This is a genomic window from Pseudomonas sp. NFX15, assembly GCF_049132105.1.
Lineage (GTDB): Bacteria > Pseudomonadota > Gammaproteobacteria > Pseudomonadales > Pseudomonadaceae > Aquipseudomonas.
Genome location: NZ_JAFMPV010000040.1, coordinates 1 through 17,039 on the forward strand (window position 1 = coordinate 1; position 17,039 = coordinate 17,039).

Sequence of the window (17,039 nt, forward strand, 5' to 3'; positions counted from 1 at the left end):
GCTCGCGATGGTGTGTCAGCCACATAGGTGTTGACTGACACTCCATCGCGAGCAGGCTCGCTCCCACACAAAGCTCCCCGCCACAGTTTGAATGTTCAAGTGCTCAAGTAACGCCCGATCAGCGCGATCCCGCTGACCAGCACCAGCCACGTCACCAGACGCACGAACGCTTCGCGGGACAGGCGCATGGTCAACCTCCGTCCCGCCCACAACCCCAACGCCATGGCAGGCAGCAGACAAACCGCCAGCACCAGCAACGGCCAATCGGCATACACACCAGCAATGGCAAACAGGCTCAAACGCACCACCGTGCTGCAACTGATCAGCGCACTTTGGGTCGCCCGGGCCGCCTCCTTGGGCAAACGACTGTTCAGGTAGATCGCATACAAAAACCCACCGCTGCCAAACAACGCACCGAACAGCCCTCCCACCGTGCCCATCGGCAGCGCCCACGCGGCAGACAGGTGCGCAGGACGGGTATTTATCCACAGGCTGTAAATCGCATAGGCGCTGATAAACAGCCCCATCAGCAACAGCAGCAGGTCGGACTTGAGGTTCAGCAGGAAAATCACCCCCAGCGTGCAGCCCACCGCCATGCACGGCAGCAACCGCAGCAGTTCCGGCTTGGCGACATCACGCCGTGAAGGCAACAGGTTGCCGAAAGCCGCTACGAAATCGAGCAACACCAGCAACGGCACTATTTTCGACAGCGGCATGAACAGAATCAGAATCGGCCCGGCCACCAGCGCGGTGCCAAAACCGGCGATGCCGAACACGATGTAGGCCAGGGCGATGGCGGCGCCGATGATCAGCCAGTCCATGGCGCTGAAGGGCCATTGGTTCAACAACTCAAACACACTCATCCCGATATCTTCCTTGATTGACCTACTGCCACTTTACCTCCTGTAGGAGCGAGCCTGCTCGCTCCTACCAGGGAATTGTGTTGAGTCGTGGAGATTGCCGGGCAAATGCCTTTAAACTGCGCCCCATGATTAAAGATCCCTTTTCCAGACTCGGCCTGGACCGTGAGGTCCTGACGGTCAGCCAGCTCAATGGCCGCGCGCGGGTGTTGCTCGAAGACGTGTTCAGCAACATCTGGGTCGAAGGCGAAATCTCCAACCTCGCCCGCCCGGCGTCGGGCCACGTGTATTTCACCCTCAAGGACAGCGGCGCCCAGGTGCGTTGCGCACTGTTTCGACAGAACGCCGCGCGGGTTCGCCAGGCGTTGAAGGACGGGCTCGCGGTCAAGGTGCGCGGCAAAGTCTCGCTGTTCGAGGGGCGCGGTGATTATCAGCTGATCCTCGATACCGTAGAGCCAGCGGGCGACGGCGCGTTGCGCCTGGCCTTCGATGCCTTGAAGGAAAAACTCAGCGCCGAAGGCCTGTTCAGTGCCGAACGCAAGGTGCCGTTGCCCGCGCATCCGCAGCGCATCGGCATCATCAGCTCGCCCACCGGAGCGGTGATCCGCGACATCATCAGCGTGTTCCGCCGCCGCGCACCGCAGATACAGCTGACCCTGATTCCCACTGCCGTACAGGGCCGCGAAGCGACCGCGCAGATTGTCCGCGCCCTGAAGCTGGCCGATGCCCGCGGTTTCGACGCGCTGATCCTGGCCCGAGGCGGTGGCTCGCTGGAGGACCTCTGGTGCTTCAACGAAGAAGCTGTTGCCCGTGCCGTAGACGCTTGCGTGACGCCGATTGTCAGTGCCGTCGGCCATGAAACCGACGTGTCGATCAGCGACTTCGTCGCCGACGTTCGCGCGCCGACACCCTCCGCCGCCGCCGAATTGCTCGCGCCGGACTCCAGCGACCTGGTGCGCCGGGTCGAAAGTCTGCACCGCCGTCTGGTGATGCGCATGCGTGACCGCTTGGTGCGCGACCGCCTGCGCCTGGAGGGCATTTCCCGACGTTTGCGTCACCCCGGCGAGCGCCTGCGCCAGCAAGCACAGCGCCTGGACGACCTGGACATGCGCATGCGCCGCGCCTTCGAGCGCAGCCTCAATACTCGTCGCGAACGCCTGATCCGCCTGGAAACCCGTTTGGCCGGGCAGCATCCGGGCCGGCAACTGGCAATGCTGCGCCAGCGCCTCGACAGCCTCGCCGAACGCCTGCCACGCGCCATCCGCGAAGGACTGAAGAACCGTCGCCTGCAATTGCACAGCCAGATGCAGACGCTGCATGTGGTCAGCCCGCTGGCGACCCTCGGCCGTGGTTACAGCATTTTGCTGGACGAGCGCGGCAATGCGATCCGCAACGCCGCGCAGACCCACACCGGCCAGCGCCTGAAGGCCAAGCTGGGTGAAGGTGAACTGCAAGTGCGCGTCGAAGACAATCACCTGACGCCTGTCACCCTCTCTTTACTGGATTGATCCATGCCGCGTTTTCTCGCTCCACTGCTGTTGCTGTGCCTGACCCTCAACGCCCACGCCGACAGTTTCATCACCCGAGCCTTGAACAAACCCGTGCCGGGCGGCGTTGCCGTGGTGGACCTGGGCGCGTCCGCACAAGCGCCAAAAGCCACGTATCAAGGCAAACCCGTTTTGGTCGTGAAAGAACAGAACAACTGGCTGGCCATCGTCGGCCTGCCGCTGACGGTCGGGCCCGGGGCCCAATCGGTCAGTAGCAGCGGTCGCACGCTGAATTTTACGGTTGGCAACAAGAAATACCCGGAGCAGCACATCACCCTGAAAAACACGCAGCAGGTCAATCCAGACCAACAGAACCTCAAGCGCATCGAACGTGAACTGGCCGAGCAAATCGCCGCCTATCGCAGCTTCAGCCCGAACACGCCAAGCAATCTGCTGCTGGACAAACCGGTGAATGGGCCGCTGTCGAGCAAGTTCGGTGTGCGACGCTTTTTCAACGGTGAAGAACGCAATCCCCACTCTGGCCTGGACTTCGCCGTGCCAGCCGGCACGCCGATCAAGACCCCGGCCGCCGGCAAGGTGATCCTGATCGGTAACTACTTCTTCAACGGCAACACAGTGTTCGTCGACCACGGCCAGGGCTTTATCAGCATGTTCTGTCACCTGTCGAAAATCGACGTGAAGGTCGGGCAGCAACTGGCGCGGGGCGGTGTGGTTGGCAAAGTCGGCGCGACGGGGCGAGCGACCGGGCCGCACATGCACTGGAACGTCAGCCTGAACGATGCGCGGGTTGATCCGGCGATTTTCATTGGTGCGTTCCAACCCTGAGTCCTCGCCGAGGCTGATGGCCCCTTCAGGAGCAGGCTCGCTCCTGCAAGGGATTGCACTGAACCGGTAGGAGCGGGCTTGCCCGCGAAAGGGCCATTCCAGGCACCAGAAACCTTTGGCCATGGCGTCTACCCAATTGCGCCCCTCTCAAACCTCGCGCAAACAACACAATCAACAAAACCATTTTCAGCAATAAAATCGCGAGAAACACCCGCACACGAGTATTCCTCTCAATTTTTTTCGACTGCTTGCCAACCTCCCCCCTCGCGGTTAGGGTTGAAGGCATGAAAACCTCTCACACCCTCATTCAGCTCCGGCAGCACCGCAGCCTGTGCCTCGTCAGTGCACGACTGCCAGGTTGAATCGTGGTGCCTCGTCCTCAGCGTCAATCCAAGCACTTTTGATCCACCGGCAGGCCGCCTTTTTTCGGCCCACACAATAAGGATTTCCCGATGAGCATGCTCAAAGACCCGTCTTCGAAATACCGCGCGTTCCCGACCATCGACATCCCGGACCGCACCTGGCCATCGAAAACCATCACCGCCGCGCCGATCTGGTGCAGTTCCGACCTGCGCGACGGCAACCAGTCGTTGATCGAGCCGATGGACGCGGTCAAGAAGCTGCGTTTCTGGAAAACCCTGGTGCAGGTTGGCGTGAAGGAAATCGAAGCCTCGTTCCCGGCCGCTTCGCAAACCGACTTCGACTTCGTCCGTACCCTGATCGAAGACAATCACATCCCGGACGACACCACCATCCAGGTGCTGACCCAGGGCCGTGAAGACCTGATCGAGCGTACCTTCGAATCCCTGCGCGGGGCGAAGAAAGCCATCGTTCACCTGTACAACGCGACCTCCCCTTCCTTCCGCCGTATTGTCTTCAACCAGGACAAGGCCGGGATCAAGGAAATTGCCGTCAGCGCGGCCAAGCTGTTCGTCAAATACGCGGCCATGCAGCCGGACACCGAGTGGACCTTCGAGTACTCGCCAGAGACTTTCAGCGCCACTGAAATGGAGTTCGCCAAGGAAGTCTGCGACGCGGTGATCGAGGTCTGGAACCCGACGCCTGAGCACAAGATGATCCTCAACCTGCCGGCCACCGTCGAATGCGCGACTCCGAACATCTACGCCGACCAGATCGAATGGTTCGGCCGTCACATCAACCGCCGTGACAGCGTGATCATCAGCCTGCATACCCACAATGACCGTGGCACTGGTGTTGCCGCCACTGAACTGGGCCTGATGGCTGGCGCCGACCGTGTCGAAGGTTGCCTGTTCGGCAACGGCGAGCGTACCGGTAACGTTGACCTGGTGACCGTGGCCCTGAACATGTACACCCAGGGCCTGGACCCGCAACTGGACTTCTCCGACATCGACGGCGTACGCAAAGTCGTCGAAGAGTGCAACCAGATCCAGGTGCACCCGCGTCACCCGTACGTCGGCGACCTGGTACATACCGCGTTCTCCGGCTCGCACCAGGATGCAATCCGCAAGGGCTTCGCCCAGCAGAAATCCGATGCCCTGTGGGAAGTGCCTTACTTGCCGATCGACCCGGCCGACATCGGCCGCAGCTACGAAGCGGTCATCCGCGTCAACAGCCAGTCGGGCAAGGGCGGTATCGCCTACCTGCTGGAGCAGGAATACGGCATCAGCCTGCCGCGCCGCATGCAGATCGAGTTTAGCCAGGTCGTGCAACGTGAAACCGACCGTCTCGGACTGGAAATGACTGCCCAGCAAATCCACGCGTTGCTGCACAGCGAATACCTGCAAGCCAACACCCCGTACGCGCTGGTCAGCCATCGCCTGCAGGAAGAAAACGGCAACAGCGCCGTGGAAGTCGAAGTGGCCAGCAAAGGCCAGGGCGAGACCAACCTGCACTGGCGCGGCAAGGGCAACGGCGCCCTCGAAGCCCTGGTGGCCGGCTTGCCGGTACCGGTGGAAATCATGGACTACAACGAACACGCCATCGGCGCGGGCACCAATGCCAAGGCCGCGGCCTACATTGAGCTGCGAGTGAACGGTGAACGTGCGGTGCATGGCGTCGGTATCGACGAAAACATCACAACCGCCAGCTTCAAGGCCCTGTTCAGCGCGCTGAACCGCTCGCTGAGCCAGCCGGAAGCAAAAGCGGCGTAAGCGGTAGGCCGAAATGCAAAAGGCCCCAAGGTGCGAACCTTGGGGCCTTTTTGTTTGCCTTCCATTTTTGTGTCGCCTGTCAGTACCTCATCGCGAGTAGGCTCGCTCCTACAGTGACCGTGCTCACACCGATCCAATGTAGGAGCGAGCCTGCTCGCGAAAGCGGTCTGTCAGGCAACAAAAAGCTCAGGTGAATTCAAAGGTGTCGGCATCCAGATTCGCCGGAAACCGCTGCCGATACGCCGCCAGTTCCGCCGCCTCCAGCGTCACCATGAACACCCCGTCCGCCTCGCCAGCGCTGAGCAGCGTCTCGCCCTGGAAATCCAGCACCTGGCTGTCACCGGTGTACGCAAAGCCCTTGCCATCCGTGCCGATGCGATTGACCGCCGCTACATAACACAGGTTCTCGATTGCCCGTGCAGGCAACAAACGATTCCAGTGTTGGCGTCGAGCCCCCGGCCAGTTCGCGGTGTACAGCAGCAAGTCGGTATCTTGGGCATCGCGGCTCCACACCGGGAAGCGCAAGTCGTAGCAAATCAGCGGCCGCACGCGCCAGCCCTTGAGCTCGAACTGCACCTGGCGTTCACCCGGGGTGTAGTGGTTGTGCTCACCGGCCATGCGAAACAGGTGGCGCTTGTCGTAGTGCCACACTTCACCATCCGGGCGCGCCCACAGCAGGCGATTGCGATGACTGCCATCGGCGGCCTGAACGATTACGCTGCCGGTGATGACGGCATCGAGCTTTGCAGCCTGCACGCGCAACCATTTACTGGTCGGCCCGTTTTCCGCTTCCGCAAGCGATTCGGACTCCATGGAAAAACCGGTGGTGAACATCTCGGGCAGGATGATCAGGTCGGCGCCACGAGCCTGTTCCAGCAAGGGTTCGAAATGCTCCAGGTTGGCCTGACGGTCGTGCCAGGCCAATGTGGTCTGGATCAGCGCCACCTTCAGATTGGGCAATGCACTCAGATCACGCATAGTTTTTCCGCTGCTTCACGCAGGGTCTCCTCACGCTTGGCAAAGCACAGCCGCACCAGGCGCTGGCCTTGTGGCGGCGTCTGGTAGAACACCGAAATCGGGATACTGGCCACGCCATGCTCGCGGGTCATCCACAGGGACATCTCGACGTCATTGAGGTCCGGGCGAATCTGCGAGTAATCGAGCAACTGGAAATAAGTGCCGGTCACCCGGGTGAAACTGAAACGCGACGGCGTCAGCAGGTCGCAGAACAGGTCACGCTTGGCCTGATAGAAATCCGGCAGTTCTTCGACGTGCTCAGGGTGCTCGGCCATGTAATCAGCCAAGGCGTATTGCAGCGGTGTCACGCCACAAAAATTCACGTACTGGTGCACCTTGCGCAACTCCGCCGTCAGGGCCGGCGGCGCGACCACGTAGCCGGTTTTCCAGCCGGTGACGTGGTAGGTCTTGCCGAACGAACTGACCACGAAGGCGCGCTGATACAGCTCTTCATGGGCCAGCACGCTGACGTGGGGCACGCCGTCATACACCAGGTGTTCATAGACTTCGTCGCTGATCACATAGATATCGCGATCACGGATCAAGGCTGCCAACTGGTCAAGTTCGGCACGGCTGATCAGCGCACCACTGGGGTTGTGCGGAGCGTTGAGAATGATCATCCGCGTGCGCGGACTCAATGCCTGGGCCAGCTTCTCGAAGTCGATGCTGAAATCATTCAGGCCCAGTTGCACATGCACGCAACGACCGCCGGCCAGCTCGACCGAGGGTTCGTAGCTGTCGTATGCCGGGTCAAACACGATGACTTCGTCACCGCCGTGGATAACCGCCTGGATGGCGCAGAAAATCGCCTCTGTCGCGCCCGGGGTGACTGTCACTTCCGTATCCACATTCACCTGCACGCCATAACTGCGAGCAATTTTCGCCGCAATCTGTTGGCGCAACACCGGCAACCCGGTCATGGGCGAATATTGGTTATGGCCACTGGCGATATGTCGGCCGACCGCATCGCACAAGGCTTGCGGGGCCGCGAAATCGGGAAAACCCTGGGACAGGTTGATTGCCCCGGTTTGCGCCGCGAGTTGAGACATCTGAGTGAAGATAGTGATGCCGACATTCGGCAGCTTACTGGTGATCATCGGTGATTCCCTGCTCTACACCCGGCTCTACGACGGCGCGGGAGAGCCCGAGGATAGCCCATCCGGCGCCCATAAAAAAAGGGCGCATAAAGCACCCTTTCTTCAACTCGATCCCACAGGGAATCCGGCAAGGCCTTGGATCAACCAAAGCTGCTTCTATTTTTTGTCGCGGCGTTTTTTGTCGGCCTTTTTGTGGTGCGACATCATGCGACGCTTCTTGTTGACCTGGCGGTCGGTCAGCGTGGTTTTCTTGCCTTCGAACGGGTTCTCGCCGCCCTTGAACTCGATGCGGATCGGCGTACCGACCAGCTTCAGCACACGGCGGTAAGTGTTCTCGAGGTAACGCACGTAAGACTTCGGCACCTTCTCGATCTGGTTACCGTGAATCACGATGATCGGCGGGTTCGCGCCACCCAGGTGCGCATAACGCAGCTTGATCCGGCGGCTGTTGACCATCGGCGGCTGGTGCTCGCTGACCGCATCTTCGAGAATCTGGGTCAGGCGGCTGGTCGGCCAGCGGGTGACCGCGGACTTGAACGAGTTCTGTACCGACGCGTAGAGGTTGCCCACGCCAGTGCCGTGCAGGGCCGAGATAAAGTGGATGTCGGCGTAGTCAACGAAGAACAGGCGACGTTGCAGCTCGACCTTCACGAAGTCGCGCTCGCTCGGTGTCATGCCGTCCCACTTGTTGATCGCGATGACCAGCGCACGACCCGACTCAATGGCGAAGCCCAACAGATTGAGGTCGTGATCCACCACGCCTTCGCGGGCGTCCATCACGAAGATGACGACGTTGGCGTCTTTGATCGCTTGCAGGGTTTTGACCACGGAGAACTTTTCGACTTCTTCGTGGATCTTGCCGCGCTTGCGCACACCGGCGGTGTCGATCAGCGTGTACTTCTCGTCGTTACGCTCGAACGGGATGTAGATACTGTCGCGGGTGGTGCCGGGCTGGTCGTAGACGATTACCCGGTCTTCACCGAGCATGCGGTTGACCAGGGTCGACTTGCCGACGTTCGGACGGCCGATGATGGCGATCTTGATCCCGTCTTTTTCGCTTGGGCCAGGAATTCGCTTGGCTTCCTCGCCTTCGGCGACGATTTCCTCCTCGCCTTCTTCCAGCTCATCGTCATCTTTCGGGAATTCACTCAGTGCCGCTTCCAGCAATTGGGTGATACCACGGCCGTGGGCGCCGGCGATCGGAATCGCGTGGCCCATGCCCAACGGGGCGAATTCGGCGCGGGCCATTTCCGGGTCGATGTTGTCGACCTTGTTGGCGACTACGTGGGAACGCTTGTTTCGTTTACGCAAATGCTCGGCGATCATCTGGTCGGCGGCGGTGAAACCGGCCTTGGCATCTACCAGGAACAGAACGACATCGGCTTCTTCAATGGCCAGCAGCGACTGCTCGGCCATTTTTTCGTCCATACCGTGCTCGTCACCGGAGATACCACCGGTGTCGATCAGAATGTAGGAACGCCCTTGCCACTTGGCCTCACCGTACTGGCGATCACGGGTCAGACCGGACAAGTCGCCAACGATGGCGTCACGAGTCCTGGTCAGGCGGTTGAACAAGGTGGATTTGCCGACGTTCGGTCGGCCCACCAGGGCGATTACGGGAACCATGCGGCTCTCCACTTCGTTATTTCAGAAAATACAAAAGCCGCTGCGAGGCAGCGGCTGGTGCTCGGGGCAATCACCGCGTGTTTTTTTGCAGGAGCGAGCTTGCTCGCGAAAAACGCATAGACACCGCGTTTATTCAGGGTGCCAACGTCATCGTTAACGTCCATCGCGAGCAGGCTCGCTCCTACAGTTTCACAAACAGTGAAGCTGCCTGGGGTGTTAACCCCAAGCATAGTTGTTACTTGATGGTCAGGGCTTCCAGTTTGCCGCTGTTGCCATACACATAAATCGTGTCACCCACCACCAGCGGACGGGCGCGCAGGCCGTCGCTGTCGATGCGCTCGCGACCGACGAAACGGCCGTCCACCTGACTCAACAGGTGCAGGTAACCTTCCAGGTCACCGACTGCAACGTAGCTGGAGAACACTTCCGGGGCCGACAGTTGACGACGGGCCAGCGAATCGTTGCTCCACAAGGCTGTGGTGGAACGCTCGTCGACGCTTTCAACGGTACCGGAAGACAGGCTCACGTAGACGTTGCCGAAACCTTGTGCAATACCGGCGTAGCTGGAGGCATCACGCTGCCACAGCTGACGGCCGCTTTGCAGGTCCAGCGCGGCAACACGGCCCTGGTAGCTGGCGACGTAGAGCGTCTCGCCCGACAGCAGCAAGCCACCGTCGATATCCACCACGCGCTCCAGCTCCGAACGACCTTGCGGGATCGCTACGCGCTGTTCCCATACCGGTACGCCGTTGGAAATATCCACGGCAACCACTTTACCGGTCGACAGGCCAGCCACCGCGAGACGGTTGGTCACGATCGGCGCACTGGTTCCACGCAAAGTCAGTACCGCAGGGGTACTGTCGTAGATCCAGCGACGGTTGCCGGTAGAGGCGTCCAAGCCGATCAGACGATCGTCCTGGGTTTGAACCACGACAACATCACCGTTGTTGGCCGGCGGTGCGAGGACTTCGCTGGACACACGAGCGCGCCACTTTTCTTCACCGTTGATCGCGTCCAGGGCAATGATTTCACCCTTGAGCGTACCAATCGTGACCAGACCGTAGCCAACGCCAACCGCGCCGGAAACAGGCAGATCGAGCGATTTCTTCCATTTGACGTCGCCCGTGTTGCGATCCATCGCCATCACCACACCGGTGACGTCGGCTGCGTAGATGGTCTCGCCATCGATCGCCGGAACCAGCATGTTGTAGGTTTCGCCCTGACCGTCACCGATCGAACGACTCCACTCTTTATGCAGAACCACTTCTTCCTTGAAGTCGACCAGTTCAGCCGGTGGCAACTCTTTCTTGCTGTTGCTGCTGCAACCCGCGGCCAACAAGGCCAGAGCCAGCAATGCTGCATGTTTCCAACGAATCACGTCACGCATCCCCTTTGGCCAGGTCGTCCAGCTTGATTTGTAGGCCACCGACCGCCGCTTCATCCGACAGTGCCGCCTTGGCTTTTTGATACGCTGCGCTCGCCTCGTCGGTACGACCCAACTGCACCAGCAGGTCGCCCTTGAGCTCTTCGCGCGTGGCCAGGAACGCCTTGTCGGCATCGCCATCGAGCAGCTTCAGCGCTTCGTCGGCCTTGTTCTGCGCACCCATTACTTGAGCCAGGCGCTGACGAGCGATTTCACCGAGCGCCGGGTTGGCCGGTTTGTCGACGATGGCTTTGAGCTCGCTGGCGGCGTCGTCCAGTTTGCCGCTGTCGACCGCCACCTTGGCGACGAACAGGCTGCCGTACTGCGCGTAGGCGCTGCCGCCGAACTCGCTGTTGAGCTTGCCAGCCAGGTCAGCGACACGGGCTGCATCAGGCTTGCCGTCAGGCGTCAGCGTGGTTTCCAGCAATTGCTGATAGAGCATCGACGCGCCTTGCGACTGGTTGCTCTGATACTTGTGGAACGCTTGCCAGCCGAACACGATGACCAGCGCCAACAGGCCGCCAGTGACCAGGGGCTTACCGTTGCGTGACCACCATTCCTTCAAATCCGCCAGCTGTTCGTCTTCGGTACTCGACACCCCAATACTCCTTAATTGCTAATTCGGCTGTTTAGACAGCTTCAACCCTGCACGACGCAGGTGGCCAGGTGAGCGGCAAGCGCATCCCAGGCAATGCTTTGTTGTTCGCCCTGGCCACGCAGGGGTTTGAAACCTACCACTTGCTGGGCCATTTCGTCGTCACCGAGGATCAGTGCATACAGCGCACCGCTCTTGTCGGCTTTCTTGAACTGGCTTTTGAAACTGCCGGCGCCGGCATTCACTTGCAGGCGCAGGTTTGGCAACTGGTCACGTACACGCTCGGCCAGGGTCAGGCCGGCGAGCTCAGCGGCTTCGCCGAAGGCGCAGAGGTACACGTCGACCTGACGGGAGATCTCTTGCGGGATCTGCTCCAGGGTTTCCAGCAGCAGTACCAGGCGCTCGATGCCCATGGCGAAACCTACGCCAGCGGTCGGCTTGCCGCCCATCTGCTCCACCAGGCCGTCGTAACGGCCACCGGCGCAGACAGTGCCCTGGGCGCCGAGCTTGTCGGTGACCCATTCGAATACGGTCTTGCTGTAGTAATCCAGCCCGCGAACCAGCTTCGGGTTGATCACGTAAGGAATACCGGCGGCATCCAGGCGAGCCTTGAGGCCCTCGAAGTGCACCCGGGACTCTTCGTCAAGGTAGTCGGCCATTTTCGGCGCATCGACCAATACCGCCTGGGTGTCGGCGTTCTTGGTATCAAGAACCCGCAGCGGGTTGGTTTTCAGGCGACGCTGGCTGTCTTCGTCGAGCTTGTCCATGTGCGCCGAGAGGTACTCGACCAGCGCTTCACGGTAGCGACCACGGGACTCGCTGGTGCCCAGGCTGTTGAGTTCGAGCTTGACCGCATCGCGGATGCCCAGCTCGCCCCACAGGCGCCAGGTCAGCACGATCAGCTCGGCGTCGATGTCCGGACCGTCAAGGTTGAACACCTCGACACCGATCTGGTGGAACTGGCGATAACGGCCTTTCTGCGGACGCTCGTGGCGGAACATCGGGCCGATGTACCAGAGTTTCTGGACCTGGCCGCCGCCGGTAATGCCGTGTTCCAGCACCGCACGCACACAGGCCGCCGTGCCTTCCGGGCGCAGGGTCAGGGAATCGCCGTTGCGATCGTCGAAGGTGTACATCTCTTTTTCGACGATGTCGGTCACTTCACCGATGGAACGCTTGAACAGCTCGGTGAACTCGACGATCGGCATGCGGATCTGCTTGTAACCGTAGTTATCCAGCAGGCGTGAAACAGTGCCTTCGAAGTGACGCCACAGGGGAGTCTGTTCGGGCAGGATGTCGTTCATGCCACGAATGGCTTGCAGAGACTTGCTCACTTTAAATCCTTAAATTCGTTCGGCGCGTCGTCGGGATCAGCCGCGCGCAATAACGGCAGCGTCAGCTTCGACCTTTTCGGCCGCTTTCTGACGGATCAAGCGTTCAAGCTCATCCACCAGATTGTCATTGGTCAGCTTCTGCGACGGCTTGCCGTCGATGTAAATCAGGTTCGGCGTGCCGCCGGTCAAGCCAATATGGGCTTCCTTGGCTTCACCCGGGCCGTTGACCACGCAACCGATGACCGCGACATCCAGCGGCACCAGCAGATCTTCGAGACGCCCTTCCAGCTCGTTCATGGTCTTGACCACATCGAAGTTCTGCCGCGAGCAGCTCGGGCAGGCAATGAAGTTGATGCCACGGGAACGCAGGTGCAGGGATTTGAGAATGTCGTAGCCGACTTTCACTTCCTCGACCGGGTCGGCCGCCAACGAGATGCGGATAGTATCGCCAATCCCTTCGGCGAGCAGCATACCGAGGCCCACGGCGGATTTCACCGTGCCGGAACGCAAACCACCGGCTTCGGTGATACCCAGGTGCAGCGGCTGGACGATCTCCTTGGCCAGCAGGCGGTAGGCTTCGACGGCCATGAACACGTCGGAGGCCTTCACGCTGACCTTGAAGTCCTGGAAATTCAGGCGTTCGAGGTGCTCGACGTGACGCAAGGCGGACTCGACCAGCGCGGCTGGGGTCGGCTCGCCGTATTTTTTTTGCAGGTCTTTTTCCAGGGAACCGGCGTTAACGCCGATGCGGATCGGGATCCCGCGGTCACGGGCGGCATCGACCACCGCACGCACACGGTCTTCGCGACCGATGTTGCCCGGGTTGATCCGCAGGCAATCGACACCGAGTTCGGCGACGCGCAAAGCGATCCGGTAGTCGAAGTGAATGTCGGCTACCAGTGGCACTTTGACCAGTTGCTTGATCTTGCCGAAGGCTTCGGCGGCGTCCATGTCCGGGACGGAAACCCGCACGATGTCGACGCCGGCCGCTTCCAAGCGATTGATTTGCGCAACCGTGGCCGCGACATCATTGGTGTCGCTGTTGGTCATGCTCTGCACAGCGATAGGCGCATCGCCGCCAACAGGCACGTTACCGACCCAGATCTTGCGGGATTCGCGACGCTTGATTGGAGATTCGCCGTGCATGACTTATTGACCCAACTTCAGGCGAGCAGTCTCGCCACTGGTGAACGGAGCAACATCGACCGACTGGCCGTTGTAGCTGACCTGTGCGCCACGGGCATAGCCCAGGCGCACGGCGAACGGCGGCTTGCCATTGACAGCCAGGCTGTCGCCTTTACGCTTGAGACCACTGAATAGCACCTTGCCGCCACCGTCGGTCACTTGAGTCCAGCAATCGGCGACGAACTGGATCTGCACCTGGCCCTGGCCGGCAGCCGGAGCCGCTGGCGCCTGGGCTGGAGCACTCGATGCAACCGGTGAAGTCATTACCGGAGCCGGCACGGCTGGAACGGCCGGGGCTGGCGTTGCCGGTGTCGCGACGACTGGCGCCGTGCTGTGAGCAGGTGCGGTCGGTGCGGGTGCCACGGGTGCAGCCGCCGGGGCCGCTGGCTGGGTTTCAGCCGGTGCCTGCTCCGGTGTTTCAGCTTGTGGCAACGCGAGGGCGGTGCTGGTTTCAGCCTGACCTTGCGCGACAGCCTGGTCTTCCGGCTCGTCCAGCGGATGAATCTGCGTCGTACCGTCAGCGCCTTCGACTTCAACGTGTTCCGGGGCCAGGCCAATCAGGTCCTTGTTGCGCATCGAGGTCTGGTCCTGCCACCAGACAAAGCCGCCACCGATGACCGCAATCAGCAACAACAGGCTGACGATACGCAAAATGGTGTGGGAAACCCGCACCGGCTCTTCGATTCGACCCAGGCTGTGGACGTTGCTGCCCTGGGAATCGGTACCGGTGGATTGGTCGAATTGCTGGACCAGCACGGCCTGGTCCATGCCCAGCAACTTGGCATAGGCGCGAATATAGCCACGGGCAAAGGTGTGCCCAGGCAGCTTGTCGAAAGCGCCGGCTTCCAGATTGCTCAGGGAGGTGGTGGTGAGGTTGAGCTTGAGGGCCACTTCGGCCAGCGACCAGCCATTGCTTTCGCGAGCCTGGCGCAAAGTTTCACCGGGGTTAACGCGATTCGCTGCTACAACTTCGGGATGCGCCGCTTTCATCATTGCTCCGACAGGTATTGCTGATATTCCGGCGTACCGGGATAGAGTCTTTTTAGTTGCAGGCCTTTACTGGCTGCCTTGTCGCGATCTTCAAACACGGTTGCCAGCCGAACGCCGAGCAATAGACTACGTGCATTTTGCTCGGCAAGCAGGCTAAAACGATCGTAGTACTCACGCGCGGGCACATAATGCCTGTCTTCGTAAGACAACTCAGCCATTTCCAGCAATGCGCGCGGTTGTTGACGGTTCAGTCGCAGGGCTTTTTCCAGTTGCTGCTGGGCCAGGTCACGCTCGCCGAGCATCGAAGCGGTCATGCCCAGGTTCTCGAACACTCGCGAACGCTCAGGATACAGGCTATCGGCGGCGGCTTGTTCGAAGCGTTCGTAGGCTTGCTTGTAACGTTTTTGCTCGAAAAGAAAACTGCCGTAGTTATTGAGGATCCGCGCATCGCCGGGTTGCGCAGACAGCGCCTTGCGAAAATGTTCGTCGGCCAACTCCGGCTCCATCTCGGCCTGGAACACCAGGCCCAGCGCCGCATTGGCATCCGGGTCGGCGGCGTCCAGTTCCAGCGCCTTTCTCAGCGGGACCTTGGCGCGCTCGGTCATGCCCTGCTGCAAGTACCCGATCCCCAACTGAACGTATGCCTGCCGCGCTTCATCACGGCCCTTGCTGGTCTTCATCGGGTTGTAGTCACCCGAAAGCACGCAGCCAGCACACAGACTGGCCAACAGCAAAAGCAGCGCGAAGCGCAGGGGCATAGAGATCCTCTCTTAATTGTTGTTCGCAGCGCTCGAAGCGGCATCGCTGTCGGCGTTCAATTCACGCACGGCGATGTAACGTTCGCTGCGACGGGTGCGATCCAGCACCTGCCCTACCAATTGACCACAGGCAGCGTCGATGTCTTCACCACGGGTGGTACGGACAGTGACGTTGAAACCGGCGTGATGAAGCTGATCCTGGAAACGACGAATGGCGTTGTTGCTAGGACGCTCGTACCCCGAATGCGGGAACGGGTTGAACGGGATCAGGTTGATCTTGCACGGGACATTCTTGAGCAACTCGATCATCTCCACAGCGTGCTCAACCTTGTCGTTGATGTCCTTGAGCAAGGTGTATTCGATGGTCAGCACGCGCTTTTCGCCAAGACTCGACATATAGCGCTGGCACGACTCGAGCAGCATCTTAAGCGGATACTTCTTGTTGATCGGCACCAATTGGTTACGCAATGCGTCATTCGGTGCGTGCAGGGACAACGCCAGGGAGACGTCGATGTGCTTGGAGAGCTCATCGATCATCGGCACCACGCCGGAGGTCGACAGGGTCACACGGCGCTTGGAAATGCCGTAGCCCAGGTCGTCCATCATCAAGTGCATGGCCGCGACGACGTTGTCGAAGTTCAGCAGCGGCTCACCCATGCCCATCATCACCACGTTGGTGATGGCACGGTCGACGGTTGCCGGGACGCTGCCAAAGGATTTGTTGGCAATCCACACCTGGCCGATGACTTCGGCGGCGGTGAGGTTGCTGTTGAAGCCTTGCTTGCCGGTGGAGCAGAAACTGCAATCCAGGGCACAGCCTGCCTGGGACGAAACGCACAAGGTGCCACGTTTGCCCTGGGGAATGTACACGGTCTCGACGCAGCTGCCGGACGCCACGCGCACCACCCATTTACGGGTGCCGTCGCTGGAGATGTCCTCGCTGACCACTTCCGGACCACGGACCTCAGCAACAGCCTTGAGCTTTTCGCGCAAGGCCTTGCTGACGTTCGTCATGGCGTCGAAATCATCGACACCAAAGTGGTGAATCCATTTCATTACCTGACCGGCACGGAAACGCTTCTCCCCGATTGAGTCGAAGAATTTTTCCATTTCCAGCTGAGTCAGACCCAGCAGGTTAGTTTTTACAGTCGATGTAGTCATGGATTCACCTTCACTCTTAAGCCAATGCTTAGCGAGTGGTTACTTCAGTAGCTGCGAAGAAGTACGAGATTTCGCGAGCGGCAGCGGCTTCGGAGTCCGAACCGTGTACAGCGTTGGCGTCGATGGAGTCAGCGAAGTCAGCGCGGATGGTGCCGGCAGCAGCTTCTTTAGGGTTGGTAGCGCCCATCAGCTCACGGTTCAGAGCGATAGCGTTTTCGCCTTCCAGAACCTGAACGACAACCGGACCGGAGATCATGAAAGCAACCAGGTCGCCGAAGAAACCACGAGCGCTGTGCTCAGCGTAGAAGCCTTCAGCTTCAGCTTTGGACAGTTGCTTGAGTTTCGAAGCTACAACGCGCAGGCCAGCTTTTTCGAAACGAGTGGTGATCTCGCCGATAACGTTTTTTGCAACTGCGTCAGGCTTGATGATGGAGAAAGTACGTTGAACAGCCATGGTGTAACTCCAGAAACGGTAATTTACGAAAAATTAAACCCGCGAATTATACGCGGGTTCTCGGGTATTGCCTA

The 17,039-nt window shown here is 60.1% G+C and carries 15 protein-coding genes; 3 read left to right on the forward strand and 12 right to left on the reverse strand.

Annotation, left to right across the window (positions count from 1 at the left end):
• Nucleotides 1–95: 95 nt before the first annotated feature.
• The gene (locus J1D76_RS26230) at nt 96–863 is read right to left on the reverse strand and encodes a sulfite exporter TauE/SafE family protein (RefSeq protein WP_421141228.1); all 768 of its coding nucleotides are present in this window, start codon (nt 861–863) and stop codon (nt 96–98) included.
• Nucleotides 864–988: 125 nt separating this feature from the next.
• Here J1D76_RS26230 and xseA point away from each other — a divergent pair, with 125 nt between their 5' ends.
• From xseA to leuA, 3 genes are all read left to right on the forward strand, one after another.
• Complete coding sequence (gene xseA, locus J1D76_RS26235; RefSeq protein WP_421141229.1) at nt 989–2,368, forward strand: exodeoxyribonuclease VII large subunit; 1,380 nt, start codon at nt 989–991, stop codon at nt 2,366–2,368.
• A 3-nt stretch (nt 2,369–2,371) separates the two neighbouring features.
• Nucleotides 2,372–3,193, forward strand: coding sequence for a peptidoglycan DD-metalloendopeptidase family protein (locus tag J1D76_RS26240; protein ID WP_421141230.1), 822 nt, complete (start codon nt 2,372–2,374; stop codon nt 3,191–3,193).
• Nucleotides 3,194–3,645: 452 nt separating this feature from the next.
• On the forward strand, nt 3,646–5,325 hold the full coding sequence (leuA, locus tag J1D76_RS26245; protein ID WP_421141231.1) for a 2-isopropylmalate synthase: 1,680 nt from the start codon (nt 3,646–3,648) through the stop codon (nt 5,323–5,325).
• A 186-nt stretch (nt 5,326–5,511) separates the two neighbouring features.
• Here the strand turns inward: leuA and J1D76_RS26250 are convergent, their stop codons facing one another.
• The 11 genes from J1D76_RS26250 to ndk all read right to left on the reverse strand — a co-directional run bounded on the left by J1D76_RS26250 (nt 5,512) and on the right by ndk (nt 16,965).
• Nucleotides 5,512–6,303 (reverse strand): amidohydrolase, encoded by a 792-nt coding sequence (locus J1D76_RS26250; protein WP_421141232.1) that lies wholly within the window; start codon nt 6,301–6,303, stop codon nt 5,512–5,514.
• On the reverse strand, nt 6,291–7,439 hold the full coding sequence (locus J1D76_RS26255; protein ID WP_421141234.1) for a pyridoxal phosphate-dependent aminotransferase: 1,149 nt from the start codon (nt 7,437–7,439) through the stop codon (nt 6,291–6,293). The genes J1D76_RS26250 and J1D76_RS26255 overlap by 13 nt, the downstream gene beginning before the upstream one ends.
• A gap of 156 nt (nt 7,440–7,595) precedes the next feature.
• Nucleotides 7,596–9,065 (reverse strand): ribosome biogenesis GTPase Der, encoded by a 1,470-nt coding sequence (der, locus tag J1D76_RS26260; RefSeq protein ID WP_421141235.1) that lies wholly within the window; start codon nt 9,063–9,065, stop codon nt 7,596–7,598.
• 235 nt (nt 9,066–9,300) lie between these two features.
• Nucleotides 9,301–10,452, reverse strand: coding sequence for an outer membrane protein assembly factor BamB (bamB, locus tag J1D76_RS26265; protein ID WP_421141236.1), 1,152 nt, complete (start codon nt 10,450–10,452; stop codon nt 9,301–9,303).
• The gene (locus J1D76_RS26270) at nt 10,445–11,086 is read right to left on the reverse strand and encodes a YfgM family protein (RefSeq protein ID WP_421141237.1); all 642 of its coding nucleotides are present in this window, start codon (nt 11,084–11,086) and stop codon (nt 10,445–10,447) included. The genes bamB and J1D76_RS26270 overlap by 8 nt, the downstream gene beginning before the upstream one ends.
• A gap of 41 nt (nt 11,087–11,127) precedes the next feature.
• Complete coding sequence (hisS, locus tag J1D76_RS26275) at nt 11,128–12,417, reverse strand: histidine--tRNA ligase (RefSeq protein ID WP_413420832.1); 1,290 nt, start codon at nt 12,415–12,417, stop codon at nt 11,128–11,130.
• 36 nt (nt 12,418–12,453) lie between these two features.
• Nucleotides 12,454–13,563 carry a flavodoxin-dependent (E)-4-hydroxy-3-methylbut-2-enyl-diphosphate synthase gene (gene ispG / locus J1D76_RS26280; RefSeq protein ID WP_003185136.1) on the reverse strand — a complete coding sequence of 370 codons (1,110 nt, stop codon included), beginning with the start codon at nt 13,561–13,563 and terminating at the stop codon, nt 12,454–12,456.
• Between the two features lie 3 nt (nt 13,564–13,566).
• A complete protein-coding gene (locus J1D76_RS26285) occupies nt 13,567–14,592 on the reverse strand; it encodes a RodZ domain-containing protein (RefSeq protein ID WP_421141238.1) in 1,026 nt (341 codons plus the stop codon).
• Complete coding sequence (pilW, locus tag J1D76_RS26290; RefSeq protein ID WP_421141240.1) at nt 14,592–15,350, reverse strand: type IV pilus biogenesis/stability protein PilW; 759 nt, start codon at nt 15,348–15,350, stop codon at nt 14,592–14,594. The genes J1D76_RS26285 and pilW overlap by 1 nt, the downstream gene beginning before the upstream one ends.
• A gap of 12 nt (nt 15,351–15,362) precedes the next feature.
• Nucleotides 15,363–16,511: a 23S rRNA (adenine(2503)-C(2))-methyltransferase RlmN gene (gene rlmN / locus J1D76_RS26295; protein ID WP_421141241.1), complete on the reverse strand. Its 1,149-nt coding sequence runs from the start codon at nt 16,509–16,511 to the stop codon at nt 15,363–15,365.
• A gap of 28 nt (nt 16,512–16,539) precedes the next feature.
• Nucleotides 16,540–16,965 (reverse strand): nucleoside-diphosphate kinase, encoded by a 426-nt coding sequence (gene ndk / locus J1D76_RS26300; protein ID WP_007916882.1) that lies wholly within the window; start codon nt 16,963–16,965, stop codon nt 16,540–16,542.
• Nucleotides 16,966–17,039 lie beyond the last annotated feature (74 nt).

Bases quoted from the DNA above. Each gene is read 5' to 3' on its own strand.
- J1D76_RS26255 (WP_421141234.1), bottom strand. From the start codon at position 7,439: ATGATCACCAGTAAGCTGCCGAATGTCGGCATCACTATCTTCACTCAG.
- J1D76_RS26250 (WP_421141232.1), bottom strand. From the start codon at position 6,303: ATGCGTGATCTGAGTGCATTGCCCAATCTGAAGGTGGCGCTGATCCAG.
- bamB (WP_421141236.1), bottom strand. From the start codon at position 10,452: ATGCGTGACGTGATTCGTTGGAAACATGCAGCATTGCTGGCTCTGGCC.
- der (WP_421141235.1), bottom strand. From the start codon at position 9,065: ATGGTTCCCGTAATCGCCCTGGTGGGCCGACCGAACGTCGGCAAATCC.
- J1D76_RS26285 (WP_421141238.1), bottom strand. From the start codon at position 14,592: ATGAAAGCGGCGCATCCCGAAGTTGTAGCAGCGAATCGCGTTAACCCC.
- pilW (WP_421141240.1), bottom strand. From the start codon at position 15,350: ATGCCCCTGCGCTTCGCGCTGCTTTTGCTGTTGGCCAGTCTGTGTGCT.
- J1D76_RS26230 (WP_421141228.1), bottom strand. From the start codon at position 863: ATGAGTGTGTTTGAGTTGTTGAACCAATGGCCCTTCAGCGCCATGGAC.
- leuA (WP_421141231.1), top strand. From the start codon at position 3,646: ATGAGCATGCTCAAAGACCCGTCTTCGAAATACCGCGCGTTCCCGACC.
- rlmN (WP_421141241.1), bottom strand. From the start codon at position 16,511: ATGACTACATCGACTGTAAAAACTAACCTGCTGGGTCTGACTCAGCTG.
- ispG (WP_003185136.1), bottom strand. From the start codon at position 13,563: ATGCACGGCGAATCTCCAATCAAGCGTCGCGAATCCCGCAAGATCTGG.
- xseA (WP_421141229.1), top strand. From the start codon at position 989: ATGATTAAAGATCCCTTTTCCAGACTCGGCCTGGACCGTGAGGTCCTG.
- ndk (WP_007916882.1), bottom strand. From the start codon at position 16,965: ATGGCTGTTCAACGTACTTTCTCCATCATCAAGCCTGACGCAGTTGCA.
- J1D76_RS26240 (WP_421141230.1), top strand. From the start codon at position 2,372: ATGCCGCGTTTTCTCGCTCCACTGCTGTTGCTGTGCCTGACCCTCAAC.